18 protein-coding genes and 8 pseudogenes are annotated in these 20,205 nt (G+C 34.6%); 25 read left to right on the top strand and 1 reads right to left on the bottom strand.

All coding sequences use genetic code 11. The annotated features are described in order from the left end of the window. Positions 1-7: 7 nt before the first annotated feature. The 23 genes and pseudogenes from JCM7501_RS07825 (at position 8) to wecB (ending at position 17,362) form a co-directional block, all read left to right on the top strand. A complete protein-coding gene (locus JCM7501_RS07825) occupies positions 8-967 on the top strand; it encodes an RnfABCDGE type electron transport complex subunit D (RefSeq protein ID WP_012994288.1) in 960 nt (319 codons plus the stop codon). Continuing rightward, entirely contained in the window at positions 968-1,405 is a 438-nt protein-coding gene (locus JCM7501_RS07820; protein WP_256201301.1) for an FMN-binding protein, read from the top strand. A gap of 47 nt (positions 1,406-1,452) precedes the next feature. After that, a complete protein-coding gene (locus JCM7501_RS14830; protein ID WP_256201307.1) occupies positions 1,453-1,548 on the top strand; it encodes an FMN-binding protein in 96 nt (31 codons plus the stop codon). Positions 1,549-1,570: 22 nt separating this feature from the next. Then, entirely contained in the window at positions 1,571-2,221 is a 651-nt protein-coding gene (rsxE, locus tag JCM7501_RS07815; RefSeq protein ID WP_012994290.1) for an electron transport complex subunit RsxE, read from the top strand. Continuing rightward, the gene (gene rsxA, locus JCM7501_RS07810; protein ID WP_012994291.1) at positions 2,196-2,768 is read left to right on the top strand and encodes an electron transport complex subunit RsxA; all 573 of its coding nucleotides are present in this window, start codon (positions 2,196-2,198) and stop codon (positions 2,766-2,768) included. Before rsxE ends, rsxA begins: the two co-directional genes overlap by 26 nt. Positions 2,769-2,894: 126 nt before the next feature. Further along, positions 2,895-2,957 (top strand): annotated as a pseudogene (locus tag JCM7501_RS14825) ((Fe-S)-binding protein); the annotation flags it as partial. Between the two features lie 84 nt (positions 2,958-3,041). Then, a complete protein-coding gene (locus JCM7501_RS07805) occupies positions 3,042-3,593 on the top strand; it encodes a 4Fe-4S binding protein (protein ID WP_256201300.1) in 552 nt (183 codons plus the stop codon). Between the two features lie 316 nt (positions 3,594-3,909). Next, positions 3,910-4,260, top strand: coding sequence for a response regulator (locus JCM7501_RS07800; protein ID WP_028991768.1), 351 nt, complete (start codon positions 3,910-3,912; stop codon positions 4,258-4,260). Between the two features lie 136 nt (positions 4,261-4,396). Further along, entirely contained in the window at positions 4,397-5,248 is an 852-nt protein-coding gene (locus tag JCM7501_RS07795; protein WP_028991767.1) for a class II fructose-1,6-bisphosphate aldolase, read from the top strand. Positions 5,249-5,556: 308 nt separating this feature from the next. After that, positions 5,557-7,082: pseudogene (rho, locus tag JCM7501_RS07790) on the top strand (transcription termination factor Rho). Between the two features lie 62 nt (positions 7,083-7,144). After that, on the top strand, positions 7,145-7,354 hold the full coding sequence (gene rpmE, locus JCM7501_RS07785; RefSeq protein WP_003867319.1) for a 50S ribosomal protein L31: 210 nt from the start codon (positions 7,145-7,147) through the stop codon (positions 7,352-7,354). Between the two features lie 68 nt (positions 7,355-7,422). Next, a complete protein-coding gene (locus JCM7501_RS07780) occupies positions 7,423-8,004 on the top strand; it encodes a thymidine kinase (RefSeq protein WP_028991765.1) in 582 nt (193 codons plus the stop codon). A gap of 15 nt (positions 8,005-8,019) precedes the next feature. Further along, positions 8,020-8,945: pseudogene (locus tag JCM7501_RS07775) on the top strand (DUF1385 domain-containing protein). A 62-nt stretch (positions 8,946-9,007) separates the two neighbouring features. Next, positions 9,008-9,769 (top strand): peptide chain release factor N(5)-glutamine methyltransferase, encoded by a 762-nt coding sequence (gene prmC / locus JCM7501_RS07770; RefSeq protein ID WP_409373530.1) that lies wholly within the window; start codon positions 9,008-9,010, stop codon positions 9,767-9,769. 45 nt (positions 9,770-9,814) lie between these two features. Next, positions 9,815-10,887: pseudogene (gene prfA, locus JCM7501_RS07765) on the top strand (peptide chain release factor 1). 329 nt (positions 10,888-11,216) lie between these two features. Next, entirely contained in the window at positions 11,217-11,936 is a 720-nt protein-coding gene (locus JCM7501_RS07760; RefSeq protein WP_028991761.1) for a ZIP family metal transporter, read from the top strand. 27 nt (positions 11,937-11,963) lie between these two features. Further along, a pseudogene (locus JCM7501_RS07755) lies at positions 11,964-13,026 on the top strand (L-threonylcarbamoyladenylate synthase). Beyond that, a pseudogene (locus tag JCM7501_RS16650) lies at positions 13,023-13,430 on the top strand (low molecular weight protein arginine phosphatase); the annotation flags it as partial. The pseudogenes JCM7501_RS07755 and JCM7501_RS16650, both read left to right, overlap by 4 nt. Positions 13,431-13,484: 54 nt before the next feature. After that, a complete protein-coding gene (gene rpiB, locus JCM7501_RS16645; protein WP_028991786.1) occupies positions 13,485-13,931 on the top strand; it encodes a ribose 5-phosphate isomerase B in 447 nt (148 codons plus the stop codon). A gap of 48 nt (positions 13,932-13,979) precedes the next feature. After that, positions 13,980-14,611 (top strand): annotated as a pseudogene (gene upp, locus JCM7501_RS07740) (uracil phosphoribosyltransferase). 31 nt (positions 14,612-14,642) lie between these two features. Continuing rightward, positions 14,643-15,086, top strand: a complete 444-nt coding sequence (locus JCM7501_RS07735; protein ID WP_012994305.1) for a deoxycytidylate deaminase — start codon at positions 14,643-14,645, stop codon at positions 15,084-15,086. A gap of 57 nt (positions 15,087-15,143) precedes the next feature. Beyond that, a pseudogene (locus tag JCM7501_RS07730) lies at positions 15,144-16,183 on the top strand (glycosyltransferase family 4 protein). Between the two features lie 24 nt (positions 16,184-16,207). Next, entirely contained in the window at positions 16,208-17,362 is a 1,155-nt protein-coding gene (gene wecB / locus JCM7501_RS07725) for a non-hydrolyzing UDP-N-acetylglucosamine 2-epimerase (protein ID WP_211232386.1), read from the top strand. An 18-nt stretch (positions 17,363-17,380) separates the two neighbouring features. Here wecB and JCM7501_RS07720 read toward each other — a convergent pair whose 3' ends face one another. Beyond that, entirely contained in the window at positions 17,381-17,677 is a 297-nt protein-coding gene (locus JCM7501_RS07720) for a hypothetical protein (RefSeq protein WP_012994308.1), read from the bottom strand. Between the two features lie 361 nt (positions 17,678-18,038). Here JCM7501_RS07720 and JCM7501_RS07715 point away from each other — a divergent pair, with 361 nt between their 5' ends. Together JCM7501_RS07715 and murA are read left to right on the top strand one after the other, a co-directional pair. Next, positions 18,039-18,788, top strand: a complete 750-nt coding sequence (locus tag JCM7501_RS07715; RefSeq protein WP_028991758.1) for a YwmB family TATA-box binding protein — start codon at positions 18,039-18,041, stop codon at positions 18,786-18,788. Positions 18,789-18,794: 6 nt separating this feature from the next. Next, positions 18,795-20,045 (top strand): UDP-N-acetylglucosamine 1-carboxyvinyltransferase, encoded by a 1,251-nt coding sequence (gene murA, locus JCM7501_RS07710; RefSeq protein ID WP_028991757.1) that lies wholly within the window; start codon positions 18,795-18,797, stop codon positions 20,043-20,045. The last annotated feature ends 160 nt before the right edge of the window (positions 20,046-20,205 follow it).

Below are 20,205 nucleotides of genomic sequence, written 5' to 3'. Positions count from 1 at the left end.
GATTGAAATGCTAGCTAAAGTAGAAGAAGTCGTTTTACAAGATAAATTGATAGTTTCTTCATCTCCTCATATAAGATCTAATGAATCGGTAAAGAGGATAATGTTAGATGTGGTAATAGCTCTTACACCGGCTATTATAGGAAGTGTATATTTATTTGGTTTGAATGCTTTAAAATTAATATTAATTTCAGTAGCCTCATCTGTCTTATCCGAAGCATTAATTCAAAAATTATTTAAAAGACCTATTACTATAACAGATTTTTCTGCTGCAATAACTGGTATATTAATCGCGTTTAATTTACCGGCGAGTGCTCCTTGGTGGCTACCAGTAATAGGTTCTGCTTTTGCCATCATAGTTGTAAAACAACTTTTTGGTGGTTTAGGTGCGAATTTTATGAATCCAGCATTAGCAGCGAGAGCAATGTTGATGACTTCATGGCCAGTTCATATGACAAACTATACTGGCACTAGACCAGACGTAGTCACATCAGCCACACCATTATCCATAATGAAATATGGTACAGGTGCTGAACTTCCAACATTGAGGGATATGTTTATAGGTAATATTCCAGGAGTTATTGGAGAAACTTCTGCTTTGTTATTGTTAATAGGTGCTGCATATTTGATAATAAGGAAAGTTATAGATTGGAAAATACCAGTATTTTATATAGGAACAACCTTTATCATGTTACTGTTATTAGGAGTTGAACCTAAATTATTACCATATCATATATTAGGCGGTGGATTAATACTTGGTGCTTTTTATATGGCTACAGATTATTCTTCCTCGCCAGTAACTCCCTTAGGTAGAATTATATTTGCAGTTGGGGCAGGTGTATTAACAGCAATAATTAGAATTAAAGGAGCTTATCCAGAAGGGGTGTCTTATTCAATACTACTAATGAACGTTGCAACTCCATTAATTGAGAAATTTACTAAACCTAGAGTATTTGGGAAGGTGAAATAGATGAAGGAGATAGCAAAAATAGGTTTAATTTTACTTTTAATAACTGCTGCTGCTGGAGTAATATTAGGAGTTTCAAATGCAATTACTTCAAAAAAGATAGCAGAAATAGAGAAAATTGCCAATAATGCAGCAAAACAAGAGGTATTGCAAGAAGCGGAAAGCTTTGTTACATTAGATGAAAAGCGATTAAAGGAGATTGCTGGTTCTAATCAAAATGTGTTAGAAGTTAGTGAAGGTTATGACGGAAATTCGTCTCTTGTTGGATATGTATTTAAAATTACTTCTAATGGTTATGGTGGAGAAATTCAATTTATGGTTGGTATCTCTAAAAAAGGATATATTACGGGCATCAAAATCTTAAATCACAAAGAAACTCCAGGGCTTGGAGCAAATGCAACTAAGAGCTTCTTCACCGATGCTTTAAAGGCAAATCTGTAGCTGACAAATTAGTTGTTGTTAAGCATCCTCCTAAAGCTGATAATGAAATACAAGCCCTTACTGGTGCAACTATAACGAGTAATGCAATAGTCAGTGGTGTAAATATGGTGCGGGAAATATATAATTCAAAATTGGCTAATTAGTTAAATCGTGGAGGGATTAAGAATGAAATTATCCAAAATCTTTAGTAATGGCTTGGTTAAGGAAAATCCTATATATGTCCAAGCACTAGGTATGTGTTCAGTTTTAGCTGTAACTACTTCAGCAATTAATGGCTTGGCTATGGGATTAGCTGTAACAGCTGTATTAGTTGGTTCAAATTCAGTTGTTTCTTTATTAAGAAAAGTTATACCAGATAAAATTCGTATTCCAGCTTTTATTGTAGTTATTGCGACTTTTGTTACTGTAGTGGAAATGTTTATGAAAGCTTATACTCCTGCTCTTTACAATGCATTGGGAATTTTTATTCCTTTAATAGTTGTTAACTGCATAATTTTAGGAAGAGCGGAAGCTTTTGCTTCTAAAAATAATTTATTGACTTCCGTAATGGATGGTTTAGGCATGGGAGCAGGATACACTTTAGCAGTATTAATATTGGGAAGCATAAGAGAGATATTAGGATCTGGTAGTTTGTTTGGAATACAGCTATTTGGGGCAAGTTTTGAACCAGCACTAATTTTTATAATGCCACCAGGAGCGTTTATTGTACTTGGGATATTGATTGGGCTTTTTAATCATGCTAGAAGGAGAAAAGAAGTGTCTGAGACTGGGACAAAGGAGGAAGTTTTAGATGAATATATTTATAATATTGATTAATACAATATTTGTAAACAATTATGTTTTTGCCCGTTTTTTAGGGATATGTCCCTTCTTAGGTGTATCTAATAAAACAGAAACAGCTACTGGCATGGGTATGGCTGTAACTTTTGTAATTACGCTGTCATCAGTTATAACTTATATAATACATCACGCGATATTAGTTCCACTAAATTTAGAATATTTGCAAACTATCGTTTTTATACTTGTAATAGCTTCTTTAGTACAATTTGTTGAAATATTTCTTAAAAAAACTAGTCCCAATCTCTATGGTGCATTAGGTATATATCTTCCATTGATAACCACTAACTGTATAGTACTAGGAGTTGCCATATTAAATATTCAAGAAGGCTATACATTGATTGAAACGATTTTTAATGCCTTAGGAGCATCTATTGGTTTTGCTATAGCATTGTTGCTTATGGCCGGAATAAGAGAGAAGCTTGAAATAATAGATGTTCCAAAGGTTTTGGAGGGCGTGCCAATCGCATTAATAACTGCGGGCCTTATATCCATAGCATTTTTGGGATTTAATGGGCTTGTTTAGGAGGTAATAAAATGAGTGGTATATTGTATGCAATAGTAGTATTAGGTGGATTAGGATTTTTATTTGGGTCAAGTCTTTCTTTAGCATCTAAAATTTTGCTTTTGAAACAAATCCAAAAGTAAAAAGATAAGAGAAGTTTTACCAGGTGCAAACTGCGGAGCTTGCGGATATCCGGGCTGCGATGCCTATGCTAATGCGATTGTAGAGGGGAAAGCTCCAGTAAATGCTTGTAGTGTTGGGGGAAATTCTGTAGCAAAAAAAATTGCGGAGATAATGGGAGTCGACGATGTAGAAGTGGAAAGAAAAGTAGCCACTGTATTGTGCCAAGGAGATCGTAGTAAAGCAAAAGATAAATATCTATATAATGGTATAAGGGACTGTAGAGCCCAGAATATATTGGCTGGAGGATGCAAATCTTGCCCATACGGTTGTTTGGGTTGTGGTACCTGCGTAGATGTTTGTGATTATGGTGCAATTCAAATCATTAATGGAGTTGCTGTTATAGATAAAGAAAAATGCGTAGCTTGCAAAGCATGTATAGAGGTTTGCCCAAAAGGAATAATTGAGCTTGTCCCCTATAACCAAGAAGTGATAATAAAATGTAAGAGTAATGATCCGGGTAAGGTAGTTAGAGGCTATTGTAGCGTTGGATGTATTGGATGTCAAATATGTGTTAGAAGTTGCCCCGAAAAAGCAATCACTTTTGAAAATTATTTAGCAAAGATAAATTATGAAAAATGTACCAATTGTGGGATTTGTGCCGAAAAATGTCCTACAGGCTCCATATTTTCCAGTCTAAAGCAGGTCAACGAGAAAGCGCAATAATTTAGAGCCTATAACTAGGCTCTTTTTTATTTTTCTACAATTATTTTGCTTTTGTAAAAAGAAAATGTAAGCAGAAATAAAGACTATCAGCATTAGAGGAGAATATAAATTAATAACATTGAATGAAAACTAAAGAAAATTTAGATTTATTAGAATAGAGATTGGTGACAAAATTATAGATAAAGCAATAGAAATTGCCAATTCGTAAATTTTTTAATAAAATTTTGATTTTAAGAGAGGAATATTTATTTTTTTGTAGAATATTATTTATTGTGTGTTAAAACAAACATTTATAGGTGTAAAAGGTGGCAATAAAATGAGTAGGATTTTAGTTTTAGACGATAATAAGGGAATCTGTAGTTTAATAGAAGAAATTTTCACAATGGATGGACATGAAGTAAGGTCCTATAGTGATATTAGCCTTTTTAACAGAGAGATAGAGAAATTTAGACCCGATATAGGACTATTTGATTTACACATGGCAAAAGATATGTTAAAAATTATTAAAAAAGTTAAGAGTATCTATCCAAACATGAAAGGTATTATAATGTCAGCTGATGAGCCACAAGAACCTTTTACGGAATTTCCTTTTATATCTAAACCTTTTGACATAATAGCACTAAGGAATTTAGTTTATGAGAACTTAAAGCAGGAAATGATTGTATAATGTTTGTAAAAGGTACGTTTGTACCTTTTTATATTTTTCTTGTGCTAGCTTTAAACAAATGCTATAATGAAAAAGTAATGTTATATAATATTTGGGCAGCATTTTAAAATCAGTTGTAGTAAAGGAGTTGTTGCTAATGTTAGTAACAGGTATAGAGATATTAGAAAAAGCCCATAAAGAAGGATATGCAGTTGGAGCTTTTAACACCAGTAATTTAGAAATTACTCAAGCTATTGTGGAAGCAGCAGAAGAGACTAAATCACCAGTTATAATACAAGTCAGTGAAGGTGGGCTTAAATATGCTGGTATTGAGACGATTTCGTCTATTGTTAGAACAATGGCTGAAAAAGCTTCAGTTCCAGTTGCTCTTCACCTTGACCACGGTACAGATTTCAATACGGTCATGAAATGTTTAAGAAATGGTTGGACTTCTGTAATGATGGATGCCTCAAAATTGGCCCTCGAAGAAAATATAAAAGTGACGAAAACTGTAGTAGAAATTGCTCACGGAATGGGGGTTTCTGTTGAAGCTGAAATCGGGAAAATTGGTGGTACAGAGGATAACATAACAGTAGATGAAAGAGAAGCGGCTATGACAGACCCAGAAGAAGCTTTAAAATTTGCAAAAGAAACGGGAATAGATTATTTAGCTATAGCTATCGGGACAGCTCATGGGCCTTACAAAGGAGAACCTAAGCTTGATTTTGACAGACTTAAAAAGATAAAAGAAATGCTTAATATTCCTTTAGTTTTACACGGGGCTTCAGGAGTTCCTGAAGAGGCTATAAAAAAAGCAGTGAGTCTGGGCATAAATAAGATAAATATAGATACTGATATAAGACAAGCATTTGCAAGAAGATTGAGAGAACTTATAGAAAAAGATAGTGAAGTGTATGACCCCAGAAAAATTTTAGGTCCTTGCAAAGATGCGATGAAAGAAGTAATTAAGCAAAAAATGATTTTGTTTGGCGCAGCAGGAAAAGCATAATCTAAAGCAGGCTTTCACCTGCTTTTATTTTTTATGTATAAATTTTCTACAAATTGTCAATTATAAATTTGGAACTGAAAATAACTACTTGACATTCCAAAAAAATATAAATAAAATAGAATAAGATTATACGTATTCATTTCTTTTAACATTTTCTTTTTGTGTTTTTAATAATAAGTATCTTTTGCGAAAAGTATGTTTGCTTAAAGCCACATTTTTATCCTCTAAGTAACTTCCCTGTTGCACTTTTTTAAAATGAGGTAGTGAAGACTTGATTTGTTAAAATTATTATTTTGGGAGGTGTACTTTTGGATTTTGATATTAATACTTTGGAAAATTTAAGTTTGATGGAACTAAGAGAAATAGCGAAGAAGTTAGGTATTAAAAGTATTACGAAATACAGAAAACAAGAGCTAAAAGAAAAAATTTTAGAAAAAGCTAATCAAGCAAATGAAAAAAATTTAATTCAAAAGGATAACAAAAAAGAAGAAGGTTTAAATGAAAGGCAAACTCAAAAGTTACACGAAAGTGCAGCAGAGAAAAATACAGATGGCACTTTAAATTACGATTCTAATGTATCGAGAAATGGCCATGTAAAATCTATTAGTGCTGAAAATGCCGCAAATGGCTTACAAGCTCAAACAATTTCTGCAAAAGATATTTTGCCAATTGTTAAAGAACTTTCTGACCCTTTAAAAGAACTTATACAGACGCAAGGTGATGTAGTGGCAGAAGGCATTCTTGATATTTTGCCAGATGGTTACGGATTTTTAAGAGTTGAAAACTTTGTTCAGGGACCTAAAGATATATATATTTCTCAATCCCAAATAAGACGCTTTGGCTTAAAAGTTGGCGACAAAGTACGAGGGATTACAAGGATTCCTCGAGAAGGGGAAAAGTATTCTGCGATTCTTTATGTGGAATCTATAAATGGTGAAGATCCCGAAAATGCCAAGAAAAGGATTCCTTTTGATGAATTGACTCCTATTTTTCCTAATGAAAAACTGAGATTAGAAACATCCCCTACAGAATTTTCTATGAGATTGGTAGATATTATTGCTCCTATAGGTAAAGGGCAAAGAGGTATGATTGTTGCACCGCCAAAAGCAGGAAAAACAACTTTACTTAAGCAAATTGCCAATAGCATTTCACATAACCATCCAGAAGTTATTCTCATAGTGCTTTTAATTGATGAACGACCTGAAGAAGTGACTGACATGAAACGCTCTATAAAAGGAGAAGTAGTGTATTCTACTTTTGATGAACCGCCAGAACATCATATCAAAGTGGCTGAAATGGTATTAGAACATGCTAAAAGACTTGTAGAGTATAAAAAGGATGTGGTGATTCTTTTAGATAGTATTACTAGGTTGGCGAGAGCTTATAATCTTGTTACACCTCCTTCAGGAAGAACTCTTTCTGGTGGTATTGACCCTTCTGCATTACATCCTCCGAAAAGATTTTTCGGAGCAGCCAGGAATATAGAAGAAGGTGGGAGTTTAACTATCCTGCTACTGCTTTGATTGAAACGGGAAGTCGTATGGATGATGTTATATTTGAAGAATTTAAGGGAACAGGTAATATGGAACTTCATCTTGACAGAAAATTACAGGAAAGAAGAATATTCCCTGCTATTGATATATACAAATCGGGTACAAGAAAGGAAGAATTGCTGCTTACTAAAGAAGAATTGGAGGCCATGTGGATATTAAGAAAAGCTATGTCGAATTTACCTGCTACAGAGGTTACAGAGATGTTAATTGAAAAATTAATACGAACTAAATCTAATGCAGAGTTTATAAATATGATAAGAGCACAATTATATAAATCTTGATATTGTGCATAACTTGTGTTATAATTTCTCCGTATGAGTTTTGGGCGAAAGAGGTGAAAGCTGTGAAACCGAATATACATCCTACCTATTATCATGATGCGGTTGTAAGGTGTGCATGTGGAAATACTTTTATAACAGGTTCTACAAAGAAAGAAATTAGAGTAGAAATATGTTCCAAATGCCATCCTTTCTTTACAGGCCAGCAGAAGATTGTGGATACTGGTGGAAGAGTTGAAAGATTTAGGAAGAGATTTAATTTAGAAGAAAAATAATCTGGGGGTTAGAGTGGAGAAGACTCTAACCTTTTGTTTTTAATTTGACATTAAGAAAGGTGGTTTTTATGATATACGGTTCATTAGATCATGGCTTTATAGAAGTTATAGTTGGTCCTATGTTTAGCGGTAAAAGTGAAGAACTAATAAGAAGGATTAAAAGGGCACAAATTGCCAAACAAAAAGTACAAGTCTTTAAACCGGCCATTGATGATAGATATTCTATTGACAAAGTGGTATCCCACAATGGCACTAATATAAATGCTATTAGTGTAGTAAAGGCATCTGAAATAATTGAGCATTTAGAAGAAGACACAGATGTTATCGCAATTGATGAAATTCAGTTTTTTGATCATTTACTTGTGGATGTTGTAAGGGAAATTGCAGATTTAGGTAAAAGAGTCATTTGTGCTGGGTTGGATATGGATTTTAGGGGAGAACCTTTTGGCCCTACTCCTGATGTAATGGCAATTGCGGAGTCCGTGGATAAGTTGACAGCTATATGTGTGAAATGTGGCAATCCTGCTACTCGCACTCAAAGGCTTATCAATGGAAAACCTGCAAGGTATGATGACTCAATCATTTTAGTAGGGGCGTACGAAACATATGAGGCAAGGTGTCGAAAATGCCATGAAGTTCCCCGTACCTAGAAAAGAGGTGTGAAGATGAAGAAAACTGATATAGGTGGTCAAGCGGTAATTGAAGGAGTTATGATGAGAGGACACAACAGCGTAGCGACAGCTGTAAGAAAAGGAGATGAAATAATTATAAAGAAAGAGTATGTAAAACCTTTGACTAAAAGGAATAAATTTTTTTCATTGCCTTTTATAAGAGGTACTTTTGCTCTTTTTGATTCTCTTATTGTAGGTATTAAAAGCCTTACTTATTCTGCAGAACTTTTTGAAGAAAAAGATGAAGAAAATATTTCAAAATTTGACTTATTTTTACAAAAAGTTTTTGGAGATAAGTTAGAGGATATTTTGATGTATTTTTCTGTCGTTATATCTTTAATTTTATCAATTATCATATTTTTTATTGGGCCGACATATGTAGCGATTATATCAAATTGTTTACAAAAAATACTGTAGTTATAAATTTTGTCGAAGGATTGTTAAGAGTTGCTATTTTTATTTTGTATCTTGTATTAATATCACAGATGAAAGATATAAAAAGAATATTCGAGTATCATGGGGCAGAGCATAAAGCTATTCATTGCCTTGAGCATGAAGAGGAATTGACAGTGGAAAATGCCCGCAAATATACTACTTTACACCCACGTTGTGGGACAAATTTCCTCTTCATAGTCATGATAGTCTCTATAATAGTTTTTTCTTTTTTAAAATGGCCTACTCTTTATATAAGGATACTTAGTAGAATTCTTTTGCTTCCTGTAGTTGCTGGTATATCTTATGAAATAATAAAATTAGCAGGGCGAAGTGACAATAAAATAATAAGGGTTTTTATTTATCCTGGCTTGCTGTTACAAAAGCTTACTACAAGAGAGCCAGATGACAGCCAATTAGAAGTTGCTATTGCATCGCTTAAAAGTGTTTTAGAAGATGAGGGAGGACAAGAATTTGAAAGTATATGAGGCAATAAATTGGGGGGCAAAAGAGTTAAAAGGGGTATGCGATAATCCTAGCTTGAAGCTGAATTGCTTTTAGCCACTGTTTTAAAATTAATAGAACTGCTCTTTTTCTTAGAAGAGAAGAGGAAATATCTAAGGAACAATTGGAACGCTTTTTAGAATTTGTAAATATGAGAAAATCTCATATACCTTATCAATATATTGTAAAAAAACAATATTTTATGGGGTTAGAATTTTTTGTGGATGAAAATGTGTTAATACCCCGACCAGAAACAGAAATTCTTGTAGAAGAAGCATTAAAAAGGTTAAAAAGGGGAGATGTAGTTTTAGATATTGGCACGGGAAGTGGTGCCATAGCTGTAAGCATAGCTAAATATTTTCCGGATTGTACTGTGTATGCGGTTGATATCAGTAAAAAAGCTATTGAAATTGCAAAGCATAATGCAAAAAAGCAAGGGGTTTTAGATAGAATATTCTTTATAGAAAGTGACCTTTTTTGTAATCTTCCGCCAAATTTAAAATTTGACTTTATTGTGTCAAATCCTCCCTATATTAAAAAAAGAGAAATTGAGCTATTGCAGGAAGAAGTAAAAAAAGAACCTATTGTGGCGTTAGATGGAGGAGAAGACGGACTTTTTTTCTACAAAAAGATTATAAGAGAAGCTCCTTTTTATATAAAATCGGGTGGAAAAATTGGTTTTGAGATAGGATATAGTCAGAAAGAGGAAGTAACTACTCTTTTAGAAGAAAGTGGATTTAAAGATGTTGAAATAATTAAAGATTTAGCGGGTATTGATAGGGTGATAATAGCGGAGCATAAGCTATAGTTTTCACAAAAGATAATATGTGGTATAATCAATCTTTGAGGTGAGATGATGATTGATAAATTACAAGCAATAGAAGATAGATATGTAGAATTAAGTCAGAAGATAAGTGATCCTAACATTATTTCAAATGTAGGCGAGTGGAGAAAATATGTGAAAGAGCATGCGGCTATTGAGGAGATTGTGTTAAAATATAGGGAATACAAAAAAGTTGTCGAAGATATAAATTCTACAAAAGAATTATTATTGTCTGATGAAAAAGAACTTAGGGAAATGGCGGAGGAAGAGCTTTCTCATTTAGAAGAAAAAAAAGAAGAATTATTAGAGGAGATAAAAATTCTATTAATACCAAAAGATCCAAATGATGAGAAAAACGTCATAATGGAGATTAGGGCAGGAGCAGGAGGAGAAGAGGCAGCTCTTTTTGCCCATGACCTTTTTAGGATGTATTCCATGTATGCGGAGAAAAAAGGGTGGAAAGTGGAAATAATGAGCTCAAATGAAACAGATATTGGAGGATTTAAGGAAGTAATTTTGAATATTTCTGGCAAAGGAGCATACAGCAGGTTGAAGTACGAAAGTGGTGTTCACAGGGTTCAAAGGGTTCCAACCACTGAAGCAGGAGGAAGAATTCACACTTCTACTGCTACAGTGGCAGTTTTGCCTGAGGTTGAGGAAGTTGATGTAGAGATAAATCCAAATGATATAAGGATAGATGTATTCAGATCTGGTGGCCATGGAGGACAGAGTGTAAATACAACAGATTCTGCAGTTAGAGTTACACATATTCCGACAGGAATTGTGGTAACTTGCCAGGATGAAAGGTCACAACTTCAAAATAGAGAAAGAGCTCTTAAAATTTGCGAGCAAAGCTTTATGAAATGGCTCTACAAGAGCAACAAAAAGAAATTGCTGAGGTACGGAAGTCTCAAGTAGGTACGGGAGAAAGGAGCGAGAGGATAAGGACTTATAATTTTCCTCAAGGCAGAGTTACTGACCACAGAATAGGTTTGACTTTATATAGATTACAAGAAGTTCTTGATGGGGATTTGGACGAAATTATAGATGCTTTAATTTTAAATGACCAGGCAGAAAAACTCAAGAATGTGAATCTAAATTAAAGGAACAGGAAAACCTGTTCTTTTTATATTTCTTAAAAAAATATGAATTTATATTATCAAAAAATAAAGGTATAATTAAAATTTTTGTACTTGACTAAATAATCGTTATAAATTATAATTATTAAGAACGCTTTATCAAGTTAAACTAATAAATAGCAATATATGACAAAATGCGTACAATTAACATTGCCCCCCAGCTGTCCTCTATAGAGGACGCTTTGTTCGCTCGATGGTCCTCCTACCTTCGGGCGAATTTTTTTGTGATAAGCATAAGTTCAATAATGGTTTAATACATTTGAAATAGATTTAAAAATTGAGGAGATGTTTTTATGTACGCGTTCAATGGGATGATAATAGGCTCTTTGGTTGGAATAATTGGTACGGGAATGGGGGGAGCTGTGACATATTTTTTAAAAAACCCTTCTAATAGATTTTTTAGTGGCATTATGGGTACTGCTGCAGGTTTAATGCTTTCTATTGTTGCTTTTGACCTTTTGCCTCATGCTTTTGATATAGCAAGTATTCCATTGGGGACAATTGGGATATTAGTAGGAGCTATTTTGATTTCTTTTTTTGACATGATAATAGAGAATATGGACATTGCCGGAAGTTTCATAAAAGAAGGAGTACTATTAGCAATTGCAATTGCTTTACATAATTTTCCTGAAGGACTTGCTGTAGGTTCTGGCTTTATGGTGTCTCAGTCATTAGGTGTTGACATCGCATTGGTTATTGCTTTGCACGATTTTCCTGAAGGTTTAGCAATGGCAACGCCATTTTCTGCTGGTGGAATACCTCCTTACAAAAATGTAATATACACCATATTGGCTGGGATTCCTACAGGAATAGGGGCTTTAATCGGAGTTGTAACAGGTGGCATATCCCCTTATTTTATTGGTTTAAATCTAAGTATAGCAGGAGGAGCTATGTTGTATGTGACTTGTGGCGATGTAATTCCTGAGGCCAGAAATGTTTACAAAGGGAAAATTTCGGTTTTGGGGATGATATTAGGCTTCATAGGTGGTATAATAATAACAAAGTATTTGTAAATTTTGTTTATGCAGGGAGTGCCTTAAATGACAAAAATAATACGCGTTGATAGAAATAATCCAGAAATTGAGCTTATTGATTTTGCAGCAAAAGTGATAAGGGAAGGAGGTCTTGTGGCTTTTCCAACAGAGACAGTTTATGGAATTGGGGCTAATTCTTTTGATGAAGAGGCTGTAAAGAAAATATTTATGGTAAAGGGAAGACCTCAAGATAACCCTCTTATTGTTCATATTGCAGAATTAGAGCAGATTTATGACCTTGTGGAAGAGATACCTCAAAAAGCTAAAATTCTCATGGAGAAATTTTGGCCAGGCCCTTTAACACTTATTTTTAAAAAATCGCAAAAAGTGCCTTATGTTAATACGGCTGGAATGGATACTGTAGCTATAAGGATGCCGTCAGACACAATTGCTCATCTTTTAATCAAAAGGGCAAAAGTTCCTATATCTGCTCCTAGCGCTAATGTTTCGGGCAAGCCTAGTCCTACCGACGCTTCCCACGTTGTCGAAGATTTGGATGGAAAAGTAGATATAATAATAGACGGGGGAAAATGCGATTTTGGCGTAGAATCTACTGTTTTGGATTTAACAGAAAAGATGCCAGTTGTTTTAAGACCGGGAGCGGTTACTTTGGAGATGCTTAAAGAAGTGATAGGAAATGTTGAAGTGGATCCTTCACTTTTAAAAAAACCAAAGGGGAATTTAAAGCCTAAATCTCCAGGAATGAAGTACAAACATTACTCGCCTAACGCGGAGGTTATATAGTAAAAGGAGACCTTGAGAAAGTTGTAAAAAAAATTCAAGAATTGACAGAAGAACAATTGAAATATGGTAAAAAAGTTGGTATAATGGCAACGGTACAAACTTCGACACAATATAAAAAAGGAGAAATTATTGTCGTAGGAGATAGAAAGAGACAGAGACGATAGCGAAGAATCTTTTTGCAGTTTTACGACAATTTGACAAAAAGGGAGTAGATGTAATTTTTGCTGAAAGTTTTGAATATAACAATATTGGACTTGCTATTATGAACAGATTAGAAAAAGCTGCTGGTTATAAAGAAATAAGTGCTGAAGGAGAATTGATATGAAAGTATTATTTGTGTGTACGGGGAATACCTGTAGAAGTCCTATGGCGGAAGGGCTTTTTAATGCAAAAGCGAAAACTTTAGGTAAGGATTTTGAAGCACAATCTGCAGGAGTTTTTGCATCGGAAGGTTTTCCTGCTTCACAACAAGCGATAGAAGTGCTAAAACGAGATTACAATATAGATATTTCAAAACATAGGTCAAAAAATTTAAGACGTCAAGATTTAGAAGAGGCGAATTTAATTTTAACTATGTCGAATTCTCATAAACAAAGCATACTTGTGCAATATCCAGAATATTCCTATAAAGTTTTTACCTTAAAAGAATATGTAGGATTAGAGGGTGAAGTAGAAGACCCTTATGGCATGCCGATAGAAGTATATAGGCAAACGGCACGCGAGTTAGAGGATTTAATTTCAAAGGTTATAACTAAAATTTCAGAAGAAAGGAAGGGTAAAAAAGTGATTGCATTAGGTGCGGACCATGGTGGCTACGACCTTAAAGAAGCTATAAAAAAATATTTAGATGAAAATGGGATAGCCTATAAAGATTTTGGCACTGTTAGTACAGATTCTGTCGATTATACAGATTATGCTCTCAAAGTAGCAGAGGCTGTTGCATCTGGTGAGTACAGTGAAGGAATTTTGGTTTGTGGGACGGGCATTGGTATGTGCATAGCGGCAAATAAAGTACCAGGAATTAGAGCTGCTCATGTGGAAGATGTTTTTTCAGCAAAAGCCGCTAAGGAACACAATAATGCTAATATTTTGTGCTTAGGAGGACGCATTACAGGACCAGGTCTTGCTGTGATGATGGTGGATGAATGGTTAAAGGCAACTTTTCAAGGAGGACGCCATCAGAGAAGAATAGACAAAATAGCGGAAATTGAGAAAAAGTATAGCAAATGATATTGATTTTTAATAGGAAAGAAACTTTAAATTTACAGGAGGTAAAAAATGTATAAAAATGTATTTGTCATTGACCATCCACTTATACAACATAAAATAAGCCTAATACGGGATGAAAATACTGGCTCTAAAGAATTTAGAGAATTAGTAGAAGAAATTGCAATGCTTATGGCATATGAAGTCACGAGAGATTTACCTCTTGAAGAGATAGAGGTAAAAACTCCAGTGGCAATGGCAAAAACAAAAGTGATTGCAGGAAAAAAATTAGGAATAATCCTATATTAAGAGCAGGACTTGGCATGGTAGACGGTATGTTAAAACTCATACCTGCTGCTAAAGTGGGACATATAGGGATTTACAGGGACCCTAAGACTTTAAAACCTGTAGAATATTATTGCAAACTGCCTCCCGACATAGCAGAAAGAGACCTTATTGTAGTAGATCCAATGCTTGCGACAGGAGGATCGGCTTGTGCTGCTATACACTTTCTCAAAGAAAGAGGCGCGCAAAATATAAAATTGGTGAATTTAATAGCTGCTCCAGAAGGAATTGAGGCAGTTCACAAAGAACATCCAGAGATTCCTATTTATGTAGCCAGCATAGATCAAGGCTTAAATGAACATGGTTATATTGTACCAGGCTTGGGAGATGCGGGGGATAGATTGTTTGGAACTAAATAATCCACTTCCTTATTGAAAGGAATGTAGACAGATGAGACCTTCATGGGATGAATATTTTATGCAAATTGTAGATGTGGTAAAAACTCGCTCTACTTGCCTTAGAAGGCAAGTTGGAGCTATTTTAGTAGTTGATAAACACATAATTTCAACAGGGTATAATGGTCCTCCTACAGGACTTGCCCACTGTGAAGAAACAGGTTGTTTGAGAGATCAATTAGGGATACCGTCAGGGGAAAGGCCAGAACTTTGTAGAGGTGTACATGCAGAGCAAAATGCGATTATACAGGCAGCACTGCATGGGGTAAGTACTAAAGGGGCTACACTTTACGTAAATGCTAGTCCTTGTGTTATGTGTGCTAAAATGTTAATTAATGCGGGAGTTAAGCGAATTGTATATGAAGAAGAGTATCCCGATGAATTGGCTTTTAGGCTTTTAAAGGAAGCAAATGTTGACTTAGTAAAGATTGAGAGATAAAATAATATTGATGTCAATCAAAGGAAGGTATGGTGAACTTAAAAGGAGTGTTAAAAAATGAAGGTATACCTCTTATCTTTTGTTATGGCATTTGTGGTGTCACTTATTGCTACTCCAATGGCGAAGAAATTGGCTTTTGTAATTGGAGCCATTGATATACCTAATGAGGAAAGACGCATACATACAAAACCTGTTCCTAGATTAGGCGGAGTGGCTATATTTTTAGGAACGATAACAAGTATATTGCTTTTTTTGCCAAAAACCCATGAAACCATTGGCATAGTTACAGGAGCAACCATAATTGCAGCATTGGGATTGTTTGACGACAAGTACAGTCTTAGTGCAAAAGTTAAACTTTTAGGACAGTTGGTAGCAGCCATGGTACTAATAATAAGTGGTGTGAGAATAGATTGGCTTTCTAATCCTTTTGGGGATGGAATGATATATCTAAAAAGTTGGTTGGCTATTCCTCTTACGCTTTTTTGGGTGGTAGGGATTACAAATACTATGAATCTCATCGATGGCCTTGATGGACTGGCAGCAGGAATAGCAGTTATATCATCGGGTTCTTTATTCATAGTTTCCCTTTTAAATGGCAGATTTGCAACTGCTGTTATTTCAATCGCTATTGCGGGTGCTGCTTTAGGCTTTTTGCCTTATAATTTTAATCCTGCAAAATTTTTATGGGAGATACAGGGGCTATGTTTTTAGGATTTGTACTAGCGGCTATATCGATACAGGGAGCAGTAAAATCGGCAGCGGCAATTGCTATAGCAGTCCCAATCCTTGCATTAGGTGTGCCTATATTTGATACTACGTTTGCAATTGTAAGGAGATTGATAAACGGTAAACCAATTATGGAAGCAGATAAAGGGCATTTGCACCACAGGCTTTTAGAAAAAGGCCTTACACAAAGACAGGTTGTGCTTATAATGTACGGCGTAAGTTTGCTGCTGGGAATAAGTGCTATATTGATATCCTCCAGTAATGAAACAAAAGGTTTGATTATTTTTATACTATCAATTTTGTTTGTAATGTGGGGTGCAGATAAACTTGGGCTTTTAGAAAAGCAAAAAAAGGGTACTCAGGTCCGTTGACCACGTATTAAGGAGTGTAAAATGATGACATTAAAAATCGTATCTGTTTTTGGAACAAGGCCTGAAGCTATTAAAATGGCACCTCTTATTAAAGCTTTGGAAAGAGAAAAGGATTTTGAATCAAAAGTATGCGTTACAGCCCAGCACCGTGAAATGCTTGATCAGGTGCTGAGGCTTTTTAATATTACTCCCGATTACGATTTAAACATCATGAAAGAAAAACAAACATTATCTGAAATTACTACTTCTGCTCTTATAGGGCTTGAAAAGGTCTTTAATAGAGAAAAACCTGATCTTGTGTTGGTACACGGCGATACTACGACAACTTTTGTTTCTGCACTTGCATCTTTTTACCACAAAATTAAAGTAGGACATGTAGAAGCAGGGCTGAGGTCTTTTAACAAATGGTTTCCATATCCAGAAGAGATAAATAGAAGGCTTACGGGAGTATTGACAGACTTGCACTTTGCTCCTACAATTACAGCAAAATCTAATCTTTTAAAAGAAGGAGTAGATGAAGAAAGTATTTTTGTTACGGGTAATACCGTCATAGATGCAATGGTATATACTGTAAAAAGAGATTATATTTTTAGGGATGAACGGCTCAACCAAATTGATTACAATAATAAAAAAGTCATTGTTGTTACAGCCCATAGAAGGGAAAATTGGGGTAAACCCCTTGAAAATATATGTAATGCTCTTAAAAATATTGCTCAAAATTACGAGGATGTTTATATAGTATATCCTGTGCATAAAAACCCTGTAGTAAGAGAAACGGTATTTAGAATATTAGGAGAGCTTACCAATGTACTTCTTTTAGACCCCCTTGATACAGATGAAATGCACAATCTCATGGCAAAATGTTATATGGTGATGACTGATTCGGGAGGGCTGCAGGAAGAAGTACCTTCTCTTGGTAAACCTGTGCTTGTTTTGAGAGATGTCACCGAAAGACCGGAGGCTGTTAAAGCGGGTACTGTAAGAGTGATCGGTACAGAAGAGCAGGTTGTGTACAACGAAGGGACATTGCTTCTTGAAAATAAGGAAGAATATGATAAAATGGCTAATGCTGTAAATCCCTATGGTGATGGTAAAGCCTCTTTGAGAATAATTCAGGCGATAAAATATGCGTTTAACTTGACTGACAAAAGACCAGAAGAATATAAAAGCGGGGAGTGACCCCGCTTTTATAAATTTTTATTTATTAGCTTCTGATTTTGTTTGACTTTTAGCGATTAGGTACCAAAGATAACCAATTACTATTGCTCCAATGAATCCGCCTATTACATTGTAATCAGCGACTATCCAGCCCCATTTGCCAAGATAAGCACCGCCAACCCATGCACCGATTAAATGCGCAACTAGTGCTGCCCAATATGTTCCGTAAATTTTATTTAACTTTTCGCCATAAGATTCTCCTGCTTTGTAGTTAAACAAAGGATGAAATACAAGACTAGATATGAGTCCTACTACAATAAGTGCTACCCAAAACATATACTACACCTCCTTTTTGAGATATTTTTCCTTTCATTTATAATTTTACTCTAACAGGATTATAAAACAAATTTGATTTTTGACCTTTTTTTGACTAAAAAAGTTCACGAGGATAATTTATCTACATATATCTGACCTTTTCTGACTTATTCTCTTTTTATCTAATTATTTCTAATAGATGTCCGTTTTTCCTATTATGTCAATAATGAAATATTTGAGATTGATGAATAAATTTTTTTATTTCCGTTAATAATTAAAAATAGAAGGGCGGTAAAAATCGGTGGATCCATTTTCCCCCTTGTGGATTCGCTGATATTTTACCGCCTTTTCTTTTAAAAAAGTATATATGGAGGTATGGCATATGGATAAAAAGATAATTATAGGAATAATGATTTTTGCGGTTTTATTTTCGCTGGGGGTTCAAAGACAAGCTTTTCTTTCCTTTGATGATGACGTAGAACTTGTAAAGAGGTCTTTTTTAAGTACGGGTGCGAAATATGAATATGCAAATATAAACGCATGGTCAAAGGTCAATGATGATTTTACATCTTTTGACAAAATAAATGAATATGTCGAAGTAACAATAAAAAACATGAATTTAGACAAACAAAAAATCAAGGTATCTCGCATCGAAGAAAACAAATTTAGACAACTAGTAGTAGAATATGCAGAAAACACGAGACATATAAACATAGCAGTGCAAAGTTTAAAAAATGGTGCCCAAAGCGAAACATATATGTTAATAGACGAATATCTCATTAAGGGTTATGACAATGTTTTAAAAGAAAGGTCCCTTATAAATAATTCTTTTAAATTGTTAGAGCTAAAACCTAAGGTAACAGTATGCTTTGTTGGAACTTTTAAAGGGAAGTTGAATAAAGAAAAAAACAGTAGTATAGTTAAATTAGTGCTTGACAAATTAGATGCACAAAAAATAGAAGGAATGGAAGAGGAAAATATAATAAGTGTCTCTGCTTATTCAAGCAAATTAAAAGAATATATTAAATTAGGAAGTGAAAAAATAAATTTAAACGTAGCAATAAGATATAGTTCTTTTGATGATAAAACTTATTTGTGGGTTGCAACGCCTATTATAGCAATAGAGTATTAAAAGAGGGTGATAAGAACGAAATTTATTGTTGAAAAAAGCCCACCACTTAAAGGAAGTGTAAAAATAAGTGGTGCTAAAAATTCTGTGTTGCCTATAATTGCCGCTTCTTTATTATCATCAGGGGAAATAGTGCTAGATGACATACCTACTTTAAAAGATGTCAATGTTATGATCGAGTTAATTAAACATTTTGGTGCTATATGTGACTTTGAGAATGAGAAATTAAAAATAAAAGTAGATATTAAAGATGTAGAAGCCCCCTATGATTTGGTGAAAAAAATGAGAGCATCGTTTTTGGTGATGGGACCTATACTTGCTAGGCTTGGGCATGCTAAAATTTCTATGCCAGGTGGGTGTGCGATTGGTTCTCGCCCAATAGATTTGCATTTGAAGGGATTTCAAACATTGGGAGCAGACATCACTATAGGACATGGTTATGTAGAAGCACGAGCTCAGAAGTTAACAGGCAAAAAAATTTATTTGGATTTTCCAAGTGTTGGGGCTACAGAAAACATTATGATGGCGGCAGTTTTTGCAGATGGAATTACTATAATAGAAAATGCTGCCGAAGAGCCAGAAATTGTTGACCTTGCCAATTTTCTCAATAAGATGGGCGCAAAAATCAAGGGTGCTGGTACAGATACAATAAGAATTGAAGGAGTAAAAGAGCTAAAAGGGGTTGAGCATACTGTCATACCGGATAGAATTGAAGCGGGGACCTTTATGGTAGCAGCTGCAATGACTGGAGGAAATGTTCTTATAGAAAATGTCATAGTGGATCATGTAAGGCCTATAATTGCGAAATTAACAGAATGTGGGATTAAAATAACAGAAGAGCCTAAAGGACTGCGAGTAAAAGGAACTAAAAATTATAAAGCATTGGACATAAAAACTCTTCCTTATCCAGGCTTTCCAACAGATATGCAGGCTCAAATGATGGCTATGATGACAGTGGCAAAAGGGACAAGCGTTATAATAGAAACAGTTTTTGAAAATAGGTTTATGCATGTGGATGAGCTAAAGCGTATGGGAGCAAATATAAAGATAGAAGGAAGAAGTGCTGTTGTTACAGGAGTTGATCATTTAACAGGGGCAGAAGTTAAAGCAACGGATTTAAGGGCGGGAGCAGCCTTAGTATTGGCGGGACTTATTGCAGAAGGTAAGACTGAAATAAACGATATTTATCATATTGACAGAGGCTATGTAAAAATGGAAGAAAAGTTAAAAAATCTTGGTGCAATCATATATAGAATATAGTATAAAGGCGTCATGTGCGCCTTTTTAAATTTGCGGGAAAATTTAAAGAAGTATGTTGTTTACTTAAAAATTTTTATAGTTTCTATTTTTTGTTGAAGGATTTTTAATATCTTTGTAGAATTAATATATTGAAAATGTTTAGCAAAATTGATAAAGGGGT

Source organism: Thermoanaerobacter thermocopriae JCM 7501 (assembly GCF_001310975.1).
Classification (GTDB): Bacteria; Bacillota; Thermoanaerobacteria; order Thermoanaerobacterales; family Thermoanaerobacteraceae; genus Thermoanaerobacter; species Thermoanaerobacter thermocopriae.
The sequence above is the reverse complement of the archived record's forward strand: the minus strand, read 5'-3'. Positions and strand labels throughout refer to the sequence as shown.